The organism is Nostoc sp., from assembly GCF_036917635.1.
Classification (GTDB): Bacteria; Cyanobacteriota; Cyanobacteriia; order Cyanobacteriales; family Nostocaceae; genus Nostoc.
On the sequence record NZ_JBALCW010000093.1, the window covers coordinates 28,084 to 49,067 of the forward strand.

A 20,984-nucleotide genomic window follows, 5' to 3' on the forward strand; every position below is an offset into this window, starting at 1 on the left:
ATATACCCAACTTCAGTCAAACAATTTTGGATTTTAGATTGACCCCAGCAATCAAGTCAGGGGCAAGTCATTTAATTTTAGGGGACTTCCAACAAATAAATTACCCAATCTTGTGGGGTGGGCATCTTGCCCGCCTTTGTATATGGGCGCTCATGTTGCCCACCCCACAAGAAGTAGTTGAGTATTTTTTTATTTGGAAGTCCCTATATTTTAGATTTTAGATTTGTTTGCGCGTTTAAATTCGGGGGCTTGTAACCCTTTTTAAATTTTGGATTTTGAATCTTCAATTCGATTATCCAAAATTTAAAATCTAAAATTCGGTCAGAAGTAGATTACCACATTCTTGTATTAGTGGGATAGGTTAATCAATCATCTCCAAAAAGAATGAGATTTACATAATTTGGCAGGTGACAGATTAGAAATAGAAATTCTAAAATTAAATCAGGGACTTGCAGAATTAAAAATAATCGTCTCCTCCAGGTAGCGGGAAACTCTTCAGTTATAAGTATCGTCCTTAACCAGGCTGCTCCTCACATAATTACCATATCAGCCCTCAGTCAGGAAGGTTTTGAACATGAAAGGCCAACAAGGATCTAATCGTATTTCTTCAGGCGCAATTGCAGCCGTGTCAGCAGTGGTTGTAGCGGTGGGTGGCGGTGTGGCTTGGTTGACTACACACTCCAGCAATACTCCCACACCAGTAAACCCCTCTGGGCGCATCGCTCAACCACCACAGCCATCAACTAAGCAGCCATCAACTAAGCAGCCAGCTAATGAGCAAAGCCCTAACGTTTATTGGCTCAGACCAACAGACAAAAATGTTACTTTAGTCCCCCAGCCTGTTAGAGTCGCTTCTATACGCCCGAACCAGCCATTAGAAGCAGCTTTCCAAAGTTTGTTAGCAGGCCCAACAGAAGGGACGACAGATTCTACAACTATCCCCAAAGGAACCAAACTTTTGGGGCTGAAGACAGAAAATGATGAGGTTCACGTTAATTTATCTGAAGATTTTACCAGTGGTGGTGGAAGCACATCAATGATGGGTCGAGTCGGACAAGTTGTTTACACTGCGACAACTTTAAATCCCAAAGCCAAAGTGTACATTGACGTGAACGGCAAACCGTTGGATGTTTTAGGCGGTGAAGGTTTAGAGTTACAACAGCCACTAACTCGTGAAAGCTTTCAGAAAAATTATTCGCTTTAAAAAAGTTAGGAGTTAGAAGTTAGGAGTGAGGAGTTTTAATTCATAACTCATAACTCATAACTCATAACTCTCTTAGAATTACCGTTTGCTATTTAACACACGAAAGTTACGAGCTTGCTGTTCTAACCTTGTGGCAAGGCGATCGCAAACCCGATTACACAAATCAAAAATCATTTCATCTTCCACCCGGTAATAGGCGCAAGTTCCTTCACTGCGTCGGCTAAGGATACCTGCTTGCCACATTACCTTCAGGTGTTTTGACACATTTGCCTGAGAAGTCTGTGTTGCCTCTACCAACTCTTGCACGCATTTTTCTTCATCCCGTAATAAGTGGAGCAGCCGCAGGCGCATCGGCTCACTTAACAGACTGAAGTATTCAGCTACTTGTTGCACCACTTCTGGCGGTAAAGGCAACGTTTGTTTCATCAGGATTAACCCGCAAGGACTGAAGTTTTAACGATGACTCATTTGGGATGACTCATTTCATATATAGATTAATACTTAATCAGGGTTAATTCGCATCAAAGGTTGACCATATTCTACAGCGTCGCCATTTTGGAGAAGAATTTCCATCACCTGTCCAGAGACTTCGGCTTCGATTTCATTCATCAGCTTCATGGCCTCAATGATACAGACAGTTTGACCCTTGCGGATGCGATCGCCCACTTCCACAAATGCCGTTTCCCCAGGTGCCGGAGCGCGATAAAACGTTCCTACCATTGGGGAAGGCACTTCTACTAATCTCTGGTCAATAATTGAGGGAGGACTTACTGACAACTGCAATTGTGTGCTAGTACTAGTATTCTCAAACACGCGAGATGTGGACACCTCCGTTCCCTGACTTGTGTTCAGCTGGTTTCCCCCAGATGAACCCGATGTCAAGCCCGAACCTACCACACCGCCTAAAGTCCCTTGACCTACCGACAACATCTGATTGCTGACGCTGGCAGCCTTACGGACTGTTAGTTCAAAATCATCGCTTTTGAGCGTCACTTCTGCAATATCTGTTTGGGCGATAGTTGCTAGTAGTTGGCGGATTTCATTAAAGTCCAATGGCACAGTTTTTATTACCTCGACCTATCCGTAAATGAGCATCTTAAGTGTGGCAGGGATTTAATCCCATGTAGGGATTTAAATCGGGACTTGCATCTTTGTAGAGATGAAAGTTATTCCCTGCTAATATATTTATCTTCCTGAGTATCAACTTTGATGCGTTCTCCTTGAGAAATAAACAAAGGAACCATCACAACTGCACCAGTTTCTAGTGTTGCTGGTTTTGAGCCACCGGTCGCAGTGTCACCTTTTAAACCTGGATCTGTTTGGACAATTTCCAGAACCACAGATTTAGGCAATTCTACTCCTAGCACCTGCTCGCCCCACTTAATCACTTCAGCTTCCATACCTTCTTTGAGGTATTTGACGCGATCGCCAATTTGTGCGCGGGTCAATCTGCCTTCTTCGTAGGTTTCCATATCCATAAAGACGTACTCATCGCCCTCTTTATAGGTATGCTGCATCGTACTTTTTTCTAGAGTGGCTTGCGGCAACGTTTCCCCGGCTCGAAACGTTTTTTCCATCACGCTGCCACTCTGGACATTTTTTAACTTAGTTCTGACAAAGGCGGAACCTTTACCTGGCTTGACGTGCAGGAATTCTAGCACCCGCCATACAGACCCATCTAATACAATTGAAACACCGGGTCGAAAGTCGTTACTGGAGATCATGAAACTTTCAAATTTTGGAAGACAATCGGCATTTATTGTACCCTTCTAGGGTCGTCATTGGGCATTTGTCATTAGTCATTAGTCATTTGTCATTTATCCTCCGCCCTTAACGTGGGAAGATTATTGATGGGTTACGTCCAGTCAACAATCTAATGCTGCATTTGAGTTATCCCATGCTTAACTTATTAAAATCCTGGCTGAAGAACAGCCTAATGGCAATACTGCTGGTAACAATATTTTTAGGCATAACTACAGTTGGGTGGACTCCCTCCAGTAGCGCCGCACTGCCATCTGGCAATGCAATTACCGACGGTAAGGCTTTGTTGCGGTATGCACTCCCGATAGATAACAAACCTGTACGGCAATTACAAGCCAGTTTAGAGGACATCTCTGCCCAACTGCGGGCTAATCGGCGGTGGGGTGCTATTTCCAACGACATCAGCAAAGCATCCCGTATTCTTGATAAACCCTCCCAAATCTTAACAAGCGTTCCCGCAGAACGCCAACCCCAAGCCGAAGCTTGGATTACCGAGTTAAAATCTGGGGTGGGTAAATTAGAAGAATTGGCGAAGAGTAAAGATAAAGAACAAATTCTCCAAGAGAGAGGTAAACTGCTAAATCTCATTACTGGGCTAGAAGAGTCAATGGTGAAAGAATTCCCCTTTGAAGTACCTAGTGAGTACAGCAACCTGCCACAACTTAAAGGTCATGCCACTGTAGAAATCAAAACCAACAAAGGCGATTTGACCCTTGTAGTAGATGGTTATAGCGCCCCTATCACTGCTGGTAATTTTGTAGATTTGGTACAGAGGGGTTTTTATAATGGCTTAGAATTTACCCGTTCTGAAGAATCTTACTTTCTGCAAACTGGAGATCCAGCAGGCAAAGAGGTGGGTTTTATTGACCCAACAACGGGCAAATATCGCGCTATTCCCTTAGAAGTCTTAGTTCAAGGCGATAAAGCACCTACTTATGGCATTACCCTAGAAGAAGCTGGTCGTTACGTTGATATGCCAGTTCTACCTTTTTCTGCTTTTGGTGCAGTGGTGATGGCTCGTCCCGAAAGTGAAGTAAATGGCGGTTCATCACAATTTTTCTTCTTTTTGTTTGAACCAGAACTCACCCCCGCCGGACGCAACCTATTAGATGGTCGCTATGCCGTGTTTGGCTATCTCACCGAAGGCAAAGAAGTTTTAGATCAACTGAAGGCGGGTGACAAAATAGAATCGGCAACCGTGGTTCAGGGAATAGAAAATCTGGTTGAGGCGCAAGCTGCATAATATATTTTAGATTTTGGATTGAATCCAAAATCTAAAATATATTGATAAGCTGTTCCACATTTAATTTGTATAATTAGGGCGGGCAAGATGCCCACCCCACAAGAGTTTGATTTAATTTGATTATGCAATTTAAATGTTTTTCAGCTTATCACACCCTCAACATTGACAAACAACCATAAAGCTGGCTCAATATTCAGTAAATACTGATGTAAGTTGCTATAAAGTATAATAAACTACATGTCTGATTGCTGAATAATAGGAATTTTTTCAATTTTCTCTTCCTTTTTATGACAACAGTTACAGGTGTAAACAATTGATTTTATTCCTTCTTCTTTAGTTGTAGCCTTTCTTACAATCTTAGAAGTTTTAGTCATAGTTAATTCGTTACAATCCTGACACAGTTTGAAATTATCCGATAAACTTACATAGGCACGTAAGTGGATAGAATTACGCTCAATTTTACTAGAACAGCTTTGACAATACCATGCTTCAAAACAAATACTTTTAATTCGCATGGCAATGATCTCTTTTTCATCTAAGAAATCAATTAATGAATTATTTATCAGCCTGAGTTTTTGCTGACATCTCTCACAATATATTGGTCGCAAAGAATTGCGTTGATTAATTATACTTAAAATGACTATGAACACAAACAAAATTATTAGTGAAATAAAGAAAACACCAATACATAACCATATAAATAAAGATCGATCACCCAAAATGTTAAAAATCTTTAGCGTAACAGCGAGTGATATACAAAAAAATCCTATAAAAAAGGCCAAGTGAACTGCGACATCATGAGCATCAGAACCTTTGATTCTTAAACTTTCCATCGGAGGAACAAAAACAGGTTTTGAGGAAAAAAATATTCCTACTATAAGACTCAAAATGCCTAGAATATAGAAAACATATTCAGATTTAAACTGTAGTATAGGCTGAATGACTATCAAAATAAAATTTAGCATTATTCTTCTCTCCTTAATTTTTCAGCAGTAGTCAAAGTTGCTCTCATTTCCGATGGGATGAAGATTGAGATATATGTGTTAACTCCTTAATTCCTATAGGATTACTATTTGATTTTTGAACGAAATTAGGTATTGTAGAGTGTGTTAGAACGGAGTTCGTAACGCACTATTATCAAGGGTTTGATGCGTTACGCTGTCGCTAACACATCCTACGTATATTTTCAGAAATCAAACCGGATTTCTATATTTTCAACCTCTTTCTAGATTATGATTTGATGCTTTTGGGTTAAACACATGGCAATACCTTTCTCGTAATAAGCTGCTTCATTGATAAAAACAGGATAGGTAGTTGAGTTAGCTTCATAGGGAATTATTTGACCATCAAATGTTAAGAACATAGGATCGCCAGGATTTAAAGGCTCATAATCTTTAAATTGAAGCTGAGGATGAATCATGGCTTGAATTTCTCCGTCTTTGTTTCTCGGATAATCAATTGCTTCTATGTATTTGTATAAGATAAGAGTATTTGAAAATAGTGGTACTTTTCCCTGGTTATACAGTTCAAAATAATCTAAAACTGTGTGAATTATGGCTTCAGTTTTCAGAAAAAAATCTGCATTTAAAACACCTTGAGGAACAGAGCCAACCTCAATACAAATGCCAAATCTGCCGAGCGATCGCAGCGAATTATCACCTCGACCAGAGTTTGCAGAACTATAAACCTTGACTGAAGGATTAACATAACTGAGATAAGCAGCTAATTGCAGATTGAAGGGATTATCATTGTCCACAATGATAGTCAAGCCCATGTTGGCAGTTGTACTATGTAAATCCAAGATAAAATCAACAGGATTTTTACCATTTTGACCAAACAGATGGTCAATCTCTTGAGCTAGTAAATCCTCATAACCAGAAAGTGTTGAATCTTCTAAATTTTGGCGCAGGAAGCACCGATTCAAATCTTTGTTGATGTATCGTCTTCCTGCTGTAAACGCTTGAGGGTTAGCGAACAATGTCAGTGTTTGAAAACTGGATCTGTGAATTTGTTCAGGGAATTGCTCAAACTTTTTGATCAAGTATGCTCCAGTGAACTCATTCCCGTGAGTTCCACCTACAATCAACACCCGATTCAGTTTATTCTTGGGCTTCATTTCTGGCTCTTTGCTGGCAAGTGGTTGTATTGCTCTGAAGATATCTTGGAAAACCATGATAAAATCATCTTCTTTATGCAACATTCCATGCTAAAACGTCATAATGCTGAAAAAACAAGAATCTTTAGCCCCTCACAAATGGTCGAATTGGGATGAGATCGAACTGCGTCACCTAAAGTATGCGATCGCTGTAACCCAAAAGCAGGGATTTACCAACGCTGCTGCATATCTGAAAATCGATCAGGGACTTCTGAGTAGGCAAATCAAGTCGCTGGAGAAAAAAATTGGATTTCAACTATTTGATCGCAAGCAGCGCCCGTTAAAATTAACAGATGCTGGAAATGACTTTTTGCAAGAAGCCCGTAAAATTCTCAGTCAGGTTGAACGAGCAATTGAATCAGGTCAACGGTTAAGTCGTGGTGAGAAAGGAGGATTAAGTATAGGAATCAATACATCTATCGCCAACAGCAAACTACCCGATATCCTCCGAGCATTTCATGAGAAGTTTCCAGAAGTAGAATTGGTGTTACAGGAAATAGCTTCCTATGACCAAATTGAGAAGTTGAGAAACCAACAACTGGATTTAGGTTTCTTTCACCTGCATAATTTACAAAATATCAAGAGCAATAACGATGATGTTTTGACTTTTATGCCTATTCTTCGAGAATCGCTGGTCATTGTTTTACCGGAAAACCATCGTTTCGTAAGGCGAACTAGCATTTCACTTGCAGCACTGGCAAATGAGCAATTTATCTTACCACCACATAACTTGTTATATAACTTACGCGATCAAATTAATAGGCTTTGCGTGGATGCGGGTTTTCAGCCAAAAGTAAGACAAGAAGCAGCATGGATATCAACTGTTCTGAGTTTAGTTGCTGGTGGAATGGGGATTTCACTACTTCCGGCAAACGTACAAAATCTTCAACGATGTGGTGTAGTCTATCGTCCTATACAAGGACAATCACCAGTATTAGAAATCGTTGGTGTTTGGCGAAGTAATAATGGATCTATAATTTTGAAGAATTTCCTTGAAGTGATTGGGAATTTAGTATGAATTTATCTTCAATATTTTTTAACTCAGCATCGCTGAGGAATCTTTAGTGTAATCATGATTGAAGGACGACTACTATCTATGATCTACTAGCCCAGATTACCTGCATTCAACACTTCTTCAACTGCAATATTAAATTCTGGAAAAGTCCGTGATCCAATTTGCTGATTGGCGGTAAAAACTGTTTCTTCATAAAATCCATCTTCCAGTAGTAACACCGAAATTTTTGCTTTCAGTGGGTCTATAATCCAATATTCAGGAACCTCTAAGGCCGCATATTCAGAGCGCTTATGGCGATAGTCCCGTTTAATTGATTCAGGACTTACCACCTCGACAATTAGTAACGGGGGTGACTGAAATACTGCTGAGGCATTCAACAAATCTCTGGCTTGTTCCACTGTCACTACACACAAATCAGTCAACCTAGATTTATTTCTACCTGTTCTCACTCCACTTTCCCGAAAACTCAGCCAAGGTAAGCTGCAACCTTTGATTTCTGCATCTAGTAATTGCTCAAGAAATTTGGCAATCAGGAAATGTTCAATAGTAGGTGGATTCATTAGCTCTAGCTTGCCATCCACCAGTTCATAATGGAAATCGCTACCATCATTATAGGTTAAGTACTCCTCAAATGTGATGCTGGTTACTGGTGTTGTTACCATCCCAACTAGCTCCTAGACGATACCCTTATATTAAACAGTAAAACAAATTATCAGTTTTCTTAGTAATTTCGCAGCACGGAAAACCGATTGTGAACAGTGATTTATCTTCTCAACAAGTAAAAGACATCGGTGAACAAGGTCTTTTAGAAAGATTGCAGCGCTTCTGTCCTCCAGAAATTATCGGCGATGATGCAGCAGTGCTTGTGACTGCACCAGAGCAATCTTTGGTAGTGACAACAGATGTGCTGGTTGATGGCGTGCATTTTAGCAATGTCACCACTTCCGCAGAAGATGCTGGTTGGCGGGCTGCTGCTGCCAATTTATCAGATTTAGCAGCAATGGGGGCTTCTCCATTGGGAATTACTGTTGGGTTGGGACTCCCCGGTGAAGTTAGGGTGAGTTGGGTAGAACGGCTATACCAGGGAATGACAGAATGCCTGCAAAAATACAATACCTCAATTGTTGGGGGTGATATTGTGCGATCGCCTATAACTACTCTGGCAATTACCGCTTTTGGTCAAGTTAACCCTAGCCAAATTATCCGCCGTTCTGCTGCTGCTGTGGGAGATGCGATCGTCGTTACAGGCGTTCATGGAGCCTCAAGAGCTGGCTTAGAACTGCTCTTGCATCCCGAATTAGGACAAGACCTCAACGACGCAGAACGCACGGCTCTAATCCTTGCCCACCAACGCCCACAGCCACGATTAGATGTATTACCAATCCTCCAGAAAATCTTAACTCCTAACTCCCAACTCCTAACTTCTAACTATCGACTCCCCATTGCTGGTATGGATAGCAGCGATGGTTTGGCAGATGCGATTATTCAAATCTGCCGCGCCAGTGGCGTTGGCGCTGTGCTAGAACGCAGACAAATTTCCATTCCAGCAGCTTTTGGCCATTGGCTGACACAACAAGCCCTAGAATATGCTCTATACGGTGGCGAAGACTTTGAATTAGTACTGTGCTTACCACAGGAGTCAGCATCAGCCTTAGTGCAACATCTTGATAAAGGTGCTGCGATCGTAGGCAAAATTACACCCGGATTAACAGTAGTATTGCACGACGAACAAAAAAAATTCCCTGACCAAGTTCTAAGTCTTAGCCAGGGATTTCAACATTTTGGTCAATAGTCCTACCCTGCGGGTACTGCGTTGGAGAACTCGTAGAGTAGCCGCTAGCGCGTCTATGTCATTTTTCTAATGACCAATGACCAATGACCAATGACAAATTATTGCCACTTCTCGGCTACCAATTCTGCCAAATCCAAAACTCGTTGGCTGTAACCCCACTCGTTGTCATACCACGCCATAACTTTTACCAGGTCATTACCCAAGACCAAAGTCAAGTTCGCATCAACAATCGAAGAAGCATCATGACCTTGATAATCAGACGATACCAATTCTAGTTCGCTGTAGGCCAAAATACCTTTAAGTGGCCCTTCAGCAGCATCTTTGAGAGCTTGGTTAACTTCTTCAGTAATAGTACGCTTCTCAACCTGAACTACGAAATCTACCATTGAGACGTTCGGGGTAGGTACGCGCAAGGCAACACCATTTAGCTTGCCTCTGAGGTCTGGGATAACCAGTGCAACTGCTTTTGCTGCACCAGTAGAGGTGGGTACAATGTTTATCGCTGCGGCCCTGGCCCGTCGCAAATCCCGGTGAGAAGCGTCTAGCAAGCGTTGATCACCTGTATAGCTATGGGTGGTGGTCATCGTGCCTTTGATGATGCCAAACTTATCGTTCAACACCTTGGCAATCGGTGCCAAGCAGTTGGTAGTACAGCTAGCGTTACTGATAATGTGGTGTTTGTTGTGGTCATAATCATGATGATTCACACCAACCACAAAAGTGCCATCCTCGTTTTTACCAGGAGCGGTAATCAGAACTTTTTTGGCTCCAGCATTTACATGCTTGAGCGCTCCTTCTTTGCTAGTAAACACTCCGGTTGCTTCGATAATTAGGTCAATTCCCCAATCTTTCCAGGGCAACTTTTCTGGGTTGCGATCGGATACGCACTTAATGGTCTTACCGTTAACGATGATAGAGTTATCATCAGCACTAATCTCAGCACCCTTGATCTTCCCTAGCATTGAGTCATATTTCAGCAGATGAGCATTGGTTCTAGGGTCTGAAGTGTCATTAATAGCCACAAGGTCGATTTGACTATTCTCTCTACCCACCCAGCAGCGTGCAAAGTTACGTCCAATCCGCCCGAAACCGTTGATTGCAACTCTAATCACAGTGTCTTGCCCTCTGTATTTATGCTTATATGTTGATATCGTTGACCCCAATCATATCGCAAAGGGGGGGGGCAATCTTAACGATAAAGTGTTATATCAATAAAAAAACACATAATTTATTCAGATTTGTTCCAGTAGAGATTGTTGTTAGTGATATATGATCTAACCGATTCTGGGACTAAATAACGAATTGACTGGCATTCGCGGCAAAATTTGCGGATTAGACTTGACGAAACTCCTACTAAAGGTATATCTAAGAGTTGCCAGTGAATAATATGTGACTGCTCTTTAAGTTGTTGCTCCACTTGCTTGCAGATTAATTTGCTTTGAGTTATAGTCTCACCACCTAGCAGTCGGGGTGCTATTAACCAATCACACATTTGTGCTAGTTCGTGTCCACGGTACCAACGGGGTAAAGTTTGGAAAGTATCCAAGCCTACGATCCAGTACCAGTGAGTATTTGGGTAAGAAGCAGATAAGTCCATCAGGGTGTTAATAGCATAAGAAGTCCCAGAGCGATTTGCCTCCACTAGTGAGACAGTAAACGCTGGGTTATCTTCTATGGCTAATTGCAGCATCCCCACACGATGCTTAAACAAAGCTGCTTGTTTGTGCGGAGGATTTAGAGATGGCACCCAAATTACCTTTTCAAGGGATACTTGATGCAAAGCTCTCTCGGCTACCAGCAAGTGTCCCCAATGAATTGGATCAAATGTGCCACCAAAAATTGCTAGTTGCTGCATCCAGTTATGCGTGGATTTTATGCAATTGAAAAATAGTTTCATTACCAATGTACTATTGTAGTCAATTCATGCCTAAACTGGATGCAATTTAAAATCAGCTTCACTAACAATGTATGATGTAGCCAATTCCAGTAAGGTAGCCAAAAAGATGTATTTGACATTACAAGAATTTCTTTCCCGATGCGACCAAAATTTTCAGAATAATCTTAAAAACAGTTCAAAAATAGTAAAAACCTCCAACCAAGGTAAAATCATTCTGAACAAGCAAAACCAGAGCATAAATATCATCTGGCCATCAAACATAAACATGATATAGGAGCTAGTTACGGTAAAAATCAAATTCCTGTTATGATACGCGTGTCATTTGTGATTATGGTGTGGTGTGGTGTAAAAGGAGCAAGAAATGACTAATTCTGTAGATTTTAGTGGTAGACCATTTCATTTTATTGGCATCGGTGGTATAGGTATGTCTGCTCTGGCATACGTTCTCGCCAAGCGTCAATTTCCAGTATCAGGTTCGGATCTTCGTGCTAACCACATTACGCACAAGTTAGAATCTATCGGCGCTCATATTTTTGGTAGACAAGAGGCAAGCAATCTCGAATTCTTTCGCCCTCAGGTATTAACGAATGCAGTAGCATTAAATTCACAAGAAGAATTACCTACTGTTACTAACTCAATACTGCCTCAAGTCATTTGTTCAACAGCAATTAACACGAATAATTTAGAATACAAAGCAGCGCTAGAATTAGGTTGCCCAATTTTACATCGTTCAGATGTACTAGCAGCTTTAATTGCCGATTACCACAGTATTGCAGTGGCAGGAACACACGGCAAAACTACAACCAGTAGCATGATTGGCTATATGCTTCTAGAAGCAGGTCTTGACCCAACGATTTTAGTTGGTGGCGAAGTCAATGCATGGTCTGGTAATGCTCGATTGGGACAAAGCCAATATTTGGTAGCCGAAGCAGATGAATCTGATGGTTCCTTGGTAAAACACGCTCCAGAGATTGGCATCATCACCAATATTGAACTCGATCATCCAGACCATTACGAGTCATTAGAAGAAGTAATTGACATCTTCCAGACATTTGCTAAGGGTTGTAAAACGTTAATAGGTAGCATTGACTGTGCCACAGTGCGCGATCGCTTGCAACCCACCCTGAGCTACAGCTTATACTCAGATACCGACGCTGATTACAGCGTTACTAATATTGATTATCGGGCTGATGGTACCACGGCTCTAGTTTGGGAAAGAGGCAAAGCTTTGGGCGTTTTGAAGTTACGCCTGCTAGGTCGGCACAATCTCAGTAATGCCTTAGCAGCAGTAGCTGTTGGTCGTCTCTTGGGCTTAGAATTTGGAGAAATTGCCAAAGGTATCGCCACCTTTGAAGGAGCAAGACGCCGCTTTGAATTCCGGGGTGAAGTCGATGGTATTACCTTCATCGATGACTATGCTCATCATCCTAGCGAGATTCGCGCTACTCTTGCCGCAGCACGCTTACAAGCAAGACCAGGACAAAGAGTGGTTGCCATCTTCCAACCCCATCGCTATAGCCGTACACTGACTTTTTTAAAAGAATTTGCCGATTCCTTTACCCATGCTGATTTGGTTGTACTGACTGATATTTATAGTGCAGGTGAACCCAATTTAGGGCAAATTACTGGTGAACATCTAGCAGCGGAAATTGCTAAACAGCGTTCTCCTGTAGTTTATCAACCAACTTTACCCTCAGTGTGTGAGTTCTTGCTACAAACACTACGCCCAGGAGACTTGGCGCTGTTTTTGGGGGCTGGGAACTTGAATCAGGTAATTCCTGAAATAATTACGACACTTTGCGAACCAGCTAAAGCCACATCTTAAGTGGAGGCTTTGCGAAGTTTGATTTCTGAGCAAAGCGCCCGTCTAGCAACGGTTCCATCTGTGAAATCTTTTACCGTATTTTTACGGTAGACAAATGTAAAAATTTTACCAAAAAAGTAAAGATGACCATTTCCCAGGCAGATGGAAACGTCTGCACAGTTTCTGCTTTGAATACAAAGAAACCCCAAACAACTAATTCGGTGGAGAGTGAAGTAATCTACTTACCCAATACTGATTGTGCGATAAAATCCCAGGCTTCTTTGTCAGCATTCACTTCCTATAGAGTTGGGGGAGCAGCTGATTTATACGTTGCCCCCCGAAACGTAGAAGCACTGCAAGCAAGTCTTAAATACGCAAAAGAACGTAATTTAAAGGTGACAACCTTGGGAGCAGGTTCTAACTTGCTGGTGAGCGATGGGGGTATATCAGGCTTAGTCATTGCTACTCGTCATCTCCGCTTCAGCAACTTTGACCCCCAAACCGGTCAATTAACCGTTGCTGCTGGAGAATCAATTCCTAGCTTGGCATGGGCAGCAGCAGAATTAGGGTGGCAAGGATTGGAGTGGGCTGTTGGCATCCCTGGAACAGCCGGTGGTGCGGTGGTGATGAATGCAGGGGCACATAATAGCTGTATTGCAGATATGTTAGTTAGTGCCCAAGTACTTTCACCCGATGGTACATTGGAAACTCTTAACCCCGATCGCTTAGGCTATAGCTACCGAACTTCATTATTGCAAGGTGGCGAGTCTCCTTCGGAAAGGCGTCGCCAACGCATAGTCACCCAAGCCACATTACAACTCGCGCCAGGTGCCGACCCAGCAAAAGTTCTGGCTATCACTAGAGAACACAAAAAACATCGGTTAAGCACTCAACCATATAACTTCCCCAGTTGTGGTAGTGTGTTCCGCAATCCCAAACCTTACAGCGCTGGCTGGTTAATTGAACAAACTGGTCTCAAAGGCTACCAAATTGGTGGAGCGCAAGTAGCACAACTCCATGCTAATTTTATCGTCAACCGTGGTGGAGCAAAAGCTAGTGATATCTTCTGTCTCATTCGCTACATCCAACATCAAGTACAAGAACGTTGGTCTATTAATTTAGAGCCAGAAGTCAAAATGCTCGGAGAGTTTCAAGGTGCTTGTGGATAAAAATGGGGAGTGGGGAGTGGGGGAGATGAGGGAAATGAGGAAGATGAGGAAGAAGAATTAATAACCAATGCCCAATGCCCTATTCCCTACTCCCCACTCCCTACTCCCCTTGGTTAAAGCAAGAAGCAGACCCATTTATTGGAAACTTTAGTTCAATAACTATCTTTTAAAAAGTTTAGTCAAGTTTTGTGTAGCAGGCAAATTACTTACCGCATCTATAATTGAATTTGATTTGTTATTCAGCGCACAGGCGTACAAATAATTATGACAGGTAAAGGACAAGGATTTGGCTTTGGCTTAGGAAAAATGAAGGAACTGGCTGACGCTTTTAAGAAAGCGCAGCAAGTTCAAGAAGGCGCAAAGCGACTCCAAGAAGAATTGGAGCAAATGGAGATTCTAGGAGAATCTGGCGGTGGTCTGGTGAAGGTGATTGTCAGTGGTAACCAAGAACCCAAGCGGGTAGAAATTTCTCCAGATGCTCTAGGGGAAGGTGCAGAAGTACTTTCTGATCTAGTAACAGTGGCAATGAAAGAAGCCTACAACAAATCCACAGCAACAATGCGAGAACGCATGGAAGAATTGACCAGTGGACTAGAACTTCCTGGATTTTAGTCATTAGTCATTAGTCATTAGTCATTGGTCATTGTTCATTGGACAAAGGACAAATGACTATTGACAAATGAGAAACCATATCTATGGCTTACAAGTTGCTATTTGTCTGCTTAGGTAACATCTGCCGATCGCCATCGGCAGAAAACATTATGAATCATCTAATTGAGCAGGCTGGCTTGAGCGAACAGATACTCTGTGACTCAGCAGGTACATCTAGTTATCACGTTGGTAGCCCACCTGACAGACGCATGAGTGCTGCGGCTGCTACAAAGTTGGGAATTAAACTACGTGGTCGATCCCGCCAGTTTCAAAAGTCAGACTTTCAAGACTTTGATTTAATTTTAGCGATGGATCAAGAAAATTATGAGAACATTCTCACTCTCGATCAAACTAAGCAGTATCAGCATAAAGTGCGTTTGATGTGCGAGTTTTGCTCTCGACATACCCTGAAGGAAGTCCCAGATCCCTATTACGGTGGTCAAGAGGGATTTAATCGGGTTATTGATTTACTGATCGATGCTTGTGAAGGTCTGCTTACAAAAGTTAGGAGTTAGGAGTTAGGAGTTAGGAGTTAGGAGTTAGGAGTTTTAAAAGTTATCAGTTAAAATAATTTGGTTTAAGTCGCCCACTATATCTGTTAACTGTTTCAAAGCCTACGCTGTACTCCAATAACTGATAACTGTTGATTGTTCACTGATTTAATTCCTCACTCCTCACTTTTAACTCCTAACTTTTTTTATTCCACCAAACCATGCTTTATCGCAAAACGAACCAATTCCGCTCGATTGCTGGTTAAGGTTTTTCTTAATAAACTGCTAACGTATTTTTCCACTGTGCGAGGACTCAGGTGTAACTGATGACCCATTTCGGCATTAGAAAGACCATGAGTCAATAACTCTAAGACTTCTTGTTCTCTATGAGTTAGGGATGAGTGCAAGTGGGATTTCTGAATTTGAGTGGACAAAGAATTATGGGCATCTACCCCTTTTGTGGAGGCGGAAATGCCCAAACTCTCTTTACGAGAAAACCGATACTCCGATTGAATAATTTGCGATCGCTCCAAAAGATTGCGGATTGCTGCTGCTAACTCTTCCAGTTCAAAAGGCTTGGGTAAGTATAAATCACACCCTGACTGGTAGCCCAAAATTCTTTCTTGGGTCTTAGTTCGCCCTGTTAATAAAATTACAGGTAATAACCGAAACACTGGTTGTTGACGCACCCGGCGCACTAATTCGTAGCCATTCATCTGTGGCATCACGATATCCGTAACAATTAAATCTGGATGATGCTCATCCACCATAACCAAAGCCTCTTGACCGTCATTAGCCGTAATCACTGAGTAGCCAGACAGTTCAAGATAGTCACTAACAGACAGACGAGTGCCCAAATCATCATCCACTACAAGGATCGTCAAGGGCATGGACAATACACCCCTACCATTTTTTTTTACTCAGAAATTTGCTTTTACGCGCTTGATCGGTGAACACAGCCAATAATAGTGTTCTTATGTTTCATACTATGACAGTATTACCAGCTAATGATGTCTTTAGGGATGATTTATAAAGAAAATCTTAAATGCTTAAGAAGGTTTAAAGAAGTGTAACTCACCTTTGACTCACTCTATTTAGGAGGCATAGAGAGCTTTGTATTTTGTAACAACTTATCAATAAAGCACAATAAATACTACTATATTGTAAATTAATATTAACTTAATAAATAATTTATTAAAAGGGTAAGTAGGGATAAATATCTTTTATTTTTTGCCCTTTGCAATTAATTATTAGCTAATCACTAACGATTATTGGCATCATAGCAATTCTTTGTGAAACTACACAAAATAAAACTAGGTAAGACTTAGGGCTTAAGCCTCAAGTCTTACCAAGCTCACAGGTAATCGATATCATATAATTTAAAGTTACCAGCAAACTCTTAATTGTGAACTGATAAAAGCTAAATTAGTGATATATGAGTTCAGAATTTATAGCGGTTCTAAGATACAGCCTATAATTAACAAGCCAATCCAAATAATTTTTTAGCTAGAACCGCCATTGATCCCACACTCCCGCTTCGCGGTGAGATGTGGGATCAATGGCGGGTGAAACATGACGACACTTCTTTGAACAAATTTCTCCTACGGGGAAACAGGGAGAAGGACATGCAGGAAACGAATAAGTATTGTGTTAGATTATTTTATAGCAAAGGTCTACTCGCTCTAAAATGTTAAATGTTGTCAAACTCAGGTTATATCGAGATGTTCAACAGCAACAGTCTCTAGCGCAAGCTTTTGGCAATTGCCGTTGGCTTTGGAACTATTGCCTTAGCTTGATGAACCAAACATACAAAAAAACAGGCAAAGGATTGTCTAGGTATGAAGTTAAAAAATTAATTCCGCAACTCAAAAAAGAGCATGACTGGCTATCATTGACCTACTCACAATGTTTCCAGCAAGTTTGCTTAAATTTGGGAGTAGCTTTTCAAAACTTTTCTGAGAAACGAACTAAATACCCAAGATTCAAATCTAAACATGCCTTGCAGTCAATACAGTATCCTCAAAACGTCAAAGTTACTGACAATTATTTAACTCTGCCAAAAATAGGGGATGTGTCAGCAATTGTTCATAGACCTTTTGAGGAGAAAATTAAGACTGTAACTGTTTCTAAAAATTGTTCTAATCAATACTTCGCAGCAATTCTGTTTGAGGATGGTCAAGACAAACCCAATCCAAAAACAGAAGGTAAAGCGATAGGCATTGATTTGGGATTAACCCACTTCGCTGTTACTAGTGATGAGTCAATGTTTGACAATGCCAGAATTTTTAACAAATATGAGAATAAATTAATATCGGCGCAACAACAACTATCTAGAAAACAGAAAGGTTCCAGTAACCGTATCAAAGCAAGAATTAAAGTTGCTAGAGTTCACAGAAAAATAACTAACTGCCGTGTTCGCGTAGCGTCTCGAAGAGAAGATTTTCTGCACAAACTGTCTCGTAGGATAGTTAACGAAAACCAAGTAATCGTGCTAAAAAATCTTAATGTTAAAGGCATGATGCAAAACCACTGTCTTGCCAAAGCTATTCATCAAGTTGGATGGGGTATGTTTTGCACAATGTTGAAATACAAGGCAGAGATAGAAGGAAAGATTTATCAAGAGGTTGACAGATTCTTTCCTAGCTCAAAAACCTGTTGTATGTGCCTAAATCAAGTTGGTAGTTTGCCGCTAGATATAAGATTGTGGACTTATGAAAAGTGCCAGACAACTCATGATAGGGATATCAAGGCAAGTATTAACCTTCGAGATGAAGGTCTACGCCACTTGCTTCAAGCAGGCGTTCCCGTCCAACACAGTGGCTCACGAATTTTGACCTCTGGAACGGGGGATAAAGCCTGTTGTCCAGATGTAAGTCGGAGTAAGCGAGGACGTAAGAAATCCACTACTACGCCTTCTGTTGGACAGGAAGCCTACAGTGACGCAAAGCACCACTGTAGGTAGTTCACGTACATTTAAAGCACACGAAATTATCAATGAGCGACAAGAGCGACAGTTACAAAGTTATTAGCGACAACCGCCAAGCCCGTTATTTGTATGAAATTCTAGAAACTTACGAAGCTGGAATTGAGTTGACAGGAACCGAGGTTAAGTCGATTCGTGCGGGTAAAGTCAATCTCCAAGATGGCTATGCTTTGCTTCGCAATGGTGAAGCATGGTTGATCAATGTGCATATCTCCCCTTATAACGCTAGTGGACAATATTTTAATCATGAACCACGGCGTACACGCAAGCTACTGTTGCATCGCAAAGAACTCCGCAAGCTAATTGGCACAGTAGAACAGCAGGGTTTAACTTTAATCCCTTTGAAAATGTATCTCAAACGCGGCTGGGTAAAAGTGAGTATAGCCCTTGGCAAAGGTAAAAAGCTCCACGATAAGCGAGAAGACCTAAAACGACGCCAAGACCAGCGTGACATTCAACGGGCAATGAAAAACTATTGAGCCTCAGCGTCGCTAAACTACCACACCAGAGTGATAAACTGATTGCTGTAAAAAGTATGTTGTATGTCCACAGCGTGAGTTGTGAAAATTCCTAATTTATAGCCGCAGATTGATTTTCTTTAGGTTGAGAATCGATAAAGTGGTGAGTAACTTCGGATGGCATAAGGAATTGTCAAAACTTATGAAAAGTAATTTCATTAGAGCTATTGGTGCTGGTGTTCTCACCTTGAGTATGGGAATTTTACCCTTAACTCTATCCGCACAAGCTCAAACGACAACTGACTCCGGAGCCAATACTGGTTCAGGAACGACCACTTACAATAACGATCGCAACAACGATCACAACGGTTTTGATTGGGGTTGGCTAGGGTTGATTGGTCTAGCTGGTTTGGCTGGTTTAGGTGGTAAGAAGAGTGGAAACGAACCCACTGCTTACCGCGACCCTAATGCTCCAGGCCCCACTACCTACAGAGACTAGTACCGCAAGGCCCAAGTTACCCATCCAAAAGTCAAAAGTCACTGATGGTTTAATTTTTTTGTGCTTTCTGGCTGTAATCAAATGGTAGGTTTATTTCTGCGCCCCCTGTACTAGACAATTGAAAATTCACTTAGTTGTCAGTTGTTTAGTAGAAAACAACTGACAACTTAATCATCTTAGTTTACTGTTGGTTCTAAGTTAGATGAATTTGTCTTATTTTGAGCTAAAGGTGTCCAATAGCTAGCAATTAAGGCAACTATGAGCCACCAGAGAGTATTAACTTCAGGACGATACCAAACAGTATCTACGGTTCCATGAGCTAGCATCCCCAACAAAATAGCGATCGCTCCAATTAACCAAAATCCCTCTACGCTTCTGAATCGTCGCAGTCGTCGCATTTGTAGAAATGCCATGTTAAATGTGACAATTATTAGCCAGAGAAAGCAGGCTAAACCAACAAAGCCAGTTTCTACAGTCACTTCAAACAAAATCGAATAGGCACTTAAAGCAGTGTAACGAGGGCGTTGGTAGAGAGGATAAACTTGATTAAAAGAGTTGTGTCCAGGGCCAATGCCGAAAATCGGGCGATCGCGGATCATCTCGAAAACAGCATCCCACACATTTCGCCGAAAATTATTACTGCTATCTTGACGGTCAGCAAAAATACTGAACACTCGTAGGCGCACTGGCTCTACAAATATCACTGCTAGCAACAATACACCGATTAAACCTCCCAACACAATCGGTAGCGACCAGGTACGCCAAAAACGAGGCATTTCCAAGCTTTTCCAATAAACTAGCAATGCCATCACAGCCAAAATTGCCACCACTAGTCCAATCCAACCGCCACGACTAAATGTGAGGATCAGGCAGGCAGTATTGACAATTAGCATTGTTAATGCTAAGGCTTTTTTGATCCAGCTTTGCCATGCAAAAATTGCCACAAAGCTAAAAATTACTGCTGGTAAGAGGTATCCAGCCAATAAGTTGGGATTGCCTAAATAACTGTAGACTCTGGTAGTCTTAGACATAGGAGATTCTGGATCAACCCAAGTTGCCAGTGCCGTGGCTCCAAAAAACCATTGCCGCAACCCATATACACTGACAATTAACGATATGTGCAGGTAAAGGATGATAATCCAAGACCGGAGGCGAGGCGACCTCAGTATCCTGGCACAAAGAGCAAATAGCAGCAAATACAAGGTTAACGTTCCCAAGTCGTTAAGTGCCGCCTTTTTGACTGGTGACAATGCCGTTGCGACTGCGGCAACCCCCCAGTAGAACAATACCAACAGGTGAATCGGAGTGACTGAGGAGACATTTGCTGGTGTTACTTGATCAGATAAAGTCAACAACAGCCAAAATGCTACACAAGCCCCCAGCAACAAGCCTACCAATGTACTCGAAGCAAAAGGTGCAAGCGCGTATACTAAACTGAGTAAAGCACCTGCTATCGCATCTCCCCACTGAATCAAGACGCTGGTTTGCCGCCAAGAACTTAACAGTCCCACCAGAGAACGGTGTACGTAACTGGTAGCAAGGTATTCTTTGAGCGGTAAAGATGATAAAGTAAATCGTTGCCAGACTAAATTCATAAAAAACATTGCGATCAATTAGTCTGCCGACGCAGAACTTGGAATTGATCATAATGCCTATGGCTATAAAAAGGTAATAACGAAAATCGCACATCGCATGATGGCGTTCTTATTCTTGGCACAATACGGCGCAAATGGCCGGAATATAATTGTTTTGAATGGGTGAATGCGTGACTTCCGCCTTGCGGTAGTAGCCATTAGCTACTAGGTTTAATCAAAAACTACTTCAGCCGATACTAAGTAGAGCGGCGTGAATAATTCAAGCTT

General features: G+C 41.7%; 21 protein-coding genes. 11 read left to right on the top strand and 10 right to left on the bottom strand.

What is annotated here, in order from left to right:
• The first annotated feature begins 574 nt into the window (after positions 1-574).
• Complete coding sequence (locus V7K32_RS21260) at positions 575-1,204, top strand: GerMN domain-containing protein (protein ID WP_334995768.1); 630 nt, start codon at positions 575-577, stop codon at positions 1,202-1,204.
• A 78-nt stretch (positions 1,205-1,282) separates the two neighbouring features.
• Here V7K32_RS21260 and V7K32_RS21265 read toward each other — a convergent pair whose 3' ends face one another.
• The 3 genes from V7K32_RS21265 to efp all read right to left on the bottom strand — a co-directional run bounded on the left by V7K32_RS21265 (position 1,283) and on the right by efp (position 2,928).
• A complete protein-coding gene (locus V7K32_RS21265; protein WP_100900476.1) occupies positions 1,283-1,630 on the bottom strand; it encodes an ArsR/SmtB family transcription factor in 348 nt (115 codons plus the stop codon).
• Between the two features lie 75 nt (positions 1,631-1,705).
• Positions 1,706-2,263: an acetyl-CoA carboxylase biotin carboxyl carrier protein gene (gene accB / locus V7K32_RS21270; RefSeq protein WP_334995769.1), complete on the bottom strand. Its 558-nt coding sequence runs from the start codon at positions 2,261-2,263 to the stop codon at positions 1,706-1,708.
• 107 nt (positions 2,264-2,370) lie between these two features.
• On the bottom strand, positions 2,371-2,928 hold the full coding sequence (gene efp / locus V7K32_RS21275; protein WP_334995770.1) for an elongation factor P: 558 nt from the start codon (positions 2,926-2,928) through the stop codon (positions 2,371-2,373).
• Positions 2,929-3,101: 173 nt separating this feature from the next.
• On the opposite strand from efp, the gene V7K32_RS21280 reads away from it, so the two are divergent.
• Complete coding sequence (locus V7K32_RS21280) at positions 3,102-4,208, top strand: peptidylprolyl isomerase (protein WP_334995771.1); 1,107 nt, start codon at positions 3,102-3,104, stop codon at positions 4,206-4,208.
• Positions 4,209-4,441: 233 nt separating this feature from the next.
• On the opposite strand, the gene V7K32_RS21285 is transcribed toward V7K32_RS21280, so the two are convergent.
• Entirely contained in the window at positions 4,442-5,173 is a 732-nt protein-coding gene (locus V7K32_RS21285) for a hypothetical protein (protein ID WP_334995772.1), read from the bottom strand.
• 260 nt (positions 5,174-5,433) lie between these two features.
• On the bottom strand, positions 5,434-6,324 hold the full coding sequence (locus V7K32_RS21290; RefSeq protein ID WP_334995822.1) for an aspartoacylase: 891 nt from the start codon (positions 6,322-6,324) through the stop codon (positions 5,434-5,436).
• Between the two features lie 103 nt (positions 6,325-6,427).
• Between V7K32_RS21290 and V7K32_RS21295 the strand changes: the two genes are divergently transcribed.
• Entirely contained in the window at positions 6,428-7,381 is a 954-nt protein-coding gene (locus tag V7K32_RS21295; protein ID WP_334995773.1) for a LysR family transcriptional regulator, read from the top strand.
• An 86-nt stretch (positions 7,382-7,467) separates the two neighbouring features.
• Here V7K32_RS21295 and V7K32_RS21300 read toward each other — a convergent pair whose 3' ends face one another.
• Positions 7,468-8,040 (bottom strand): Uma2 family endonuclease, encoded by a 573-nt coding sequence (locus tag V7K32_RS21300; RefSeq protein ID WP_334995774.1) that lies wholly within the window; start codon positions 8,038-8,040, stop codon positions 7,468-7,470.
• Positions 8,041-8,129: 89 nt separating this feature from the next.
• Here V7K32_RS21300 and thiL point away from each other — a divergent pair, with 89 nt between their 5' ends.
• Positions 8,130-9,170, top strand: coding sequence for a thiamine-phosphate kinase (gene thiL / locus V7K32_RS21305; protein ID WP_334995775.1), 1,041 nt, complete (start codon positions 8,130-8,132; stop codon positions 9,168-9,170).
• A 98-nt stretch (positions 9,171-9,268) separates the two neighbouring features.
• Here thiL and V7K32_RS21310 read toward each other — a convergent pair whose 3' ends face one another.
• Together V7K32_RS21310 and nadD are read right to left on the bottom strand one after the other, a co-directional pair.
• Positions 9,269-10,282, bottom strand: coding sequence for a type I glyceraldehyde-3-phosphate dehydrogenase (locus V7K32_RS21310; protein WP_334995776.1), 1,014 nt, complete (start codon positions 10,280-10,282; stop codon positions 9,269-9,271).
• Between the two features lie 116 nt (positions 10,283-10,398).
• Positions 10,399-11,025: a nicotinate (nicotinamide) nucleotide adenylyltransferase gene (nadD, locus tag V7K32_RS21315; protein ID WP_334995777.1), complete on the bottom strand. Its 627-nt coding sequence runs from the start codon at positions 11,023-11,025 to the stop codon at positions 10,399-10,401.
• Between the two features lie 403 nt (positions 11,026-11,428).
• On the opposite strand from nadD, the gene murC reads away from it, so the two are divergent.
• From murC to V7K32_RS21335, 4 genes are all read left to right on the top strand, one after another.
• Entirely contained in the window at positions 11,429-12,892 is a 1,464-nt protein-coding gene (gene murC, locus V7K32_RS21320) for a UDP-N-acetylmuramate--L-alanine ligase (protein ID WP_334995778.1), read from the top strand.
• Positions 12,893-13,014: 122 nt separating this feature from the next.
• On the top strand, positions 13,015-14,040 hold the full coding sequence (murB, locus tag V7K32_RS21325) for a UDP-N-acetylmuramate dehydrogenase (RefSeq protein ID WP_334995779.1): 1,026 nt from the start codon (positions 13,015-13,017) through the stop codon (positions 14,038-14,040).
• A gap of 264 nt (positions 14,041-14,304) precedes the next feature.
• Positions 14,305-14,652 (top strand): YbaB/EbfC family nucleoid-associated protein, encoded by a 348-nt coding sequence (locus tag V7K32_RS21330; RefSeq protein ID WP_100900466.1) that lies wholly within the window; start codon positions 14,305-14,307, stop codon positions 14,650-14,652.
• Between the two features lie 83 nt (positions 14,653-14,735).
• Positions 14,736-15,206 carry a low molecular weight protein-tyrosine-phosphatase gene (locus V7K32_RS21335; RefSeq protein WP_334995780.1) on the top strand — a complete coding sequence of 157 codons (471 nt, stop codon included), beginning with the start codon at positions 14,736-14,738 and terminating at the stop codon, positions 15,204-15,206.
• 182 nt (positions 15,207-15,388) lie between these two features.
• Here the strand turns inward: V7K32_RS21335 and V7K32_RS21340 are convergent, their stop codons facing one another.
• Entirely contained in the window at positions 15,389-16,072 is a 684-nt protein-coding gene (locus tag V7K32_RS21340) for a response regulator transcription factor (RefSeq protein WP_334995781.1), read from the bottom strand.
• Between the two features lie 797 nt (positions 16,073-16,869).
• Between V7K32_RS21340 and V7K32_RS21345 the strand changes: the two genes are divergently transcribed.
• From V7K32_RS21345 to V7K32_RS21355, 3 genes are all read left to right on the top strand, one after another.
• The gene (locus V7K32_RS21345) at positions 16,870-18,144 is read left to right on the top strand and encodes an RNA-guided endonuclease InsQ/TnpB family protein (RefSeq protein ID WP_334995782.1); all 1,275 of its coding nucleotides are present in this window, start codon (positions 16,870-16,872) and stop codon (positions 18,142-18,144) included.
• A 32-nt stretch (positions 18,145-18,176) separates the two neighbouring features.
• On the top strand, positions 18,177-18,644 hold the full coding sequence (smpB, locus tag V7K32_RS21350) for an SsrA-binding protein SmpB (RefSeq protein WP_100900463.1): 468 nt from the start codon (positions 18,177-18,179) through the stop codon (positions 18,642-18,644).
• A 181-nt stretch (positions 18,645-18,825) separates the two neighbouring features.
• The gene (locus V7K32_RS21355) at positions 18,826-19,122 is read left to right on the top strand and encodes a WGxxGxxG family protein (RefSeq protein WP_334995783.1); all 297 of its coding nucleotides are present in this window, start codon (positions 18,826-18,828) and stop codon (positions 19,120-19,122) included.
• A gap of 176 nt (positions 19,123-19,298) precedes the next feature.
• Here the strand turns inward: V7K32_RS21355 and V7K32_RS21360 are convergent, their stop codons facing one another.
• Complete coding sequence (locus V7K32_RS21360) at positions 19,299-20,717, bottom strand: IctB family putative bicarbonate transporter (RefSeq protein WP_334995784.1); 1,419 nt, start codon at positions 20,715-20,717, stop codon at positions 19,299-19,301.
• Positions 20,718-20,984: the final 267 nt, after the last annotated feature.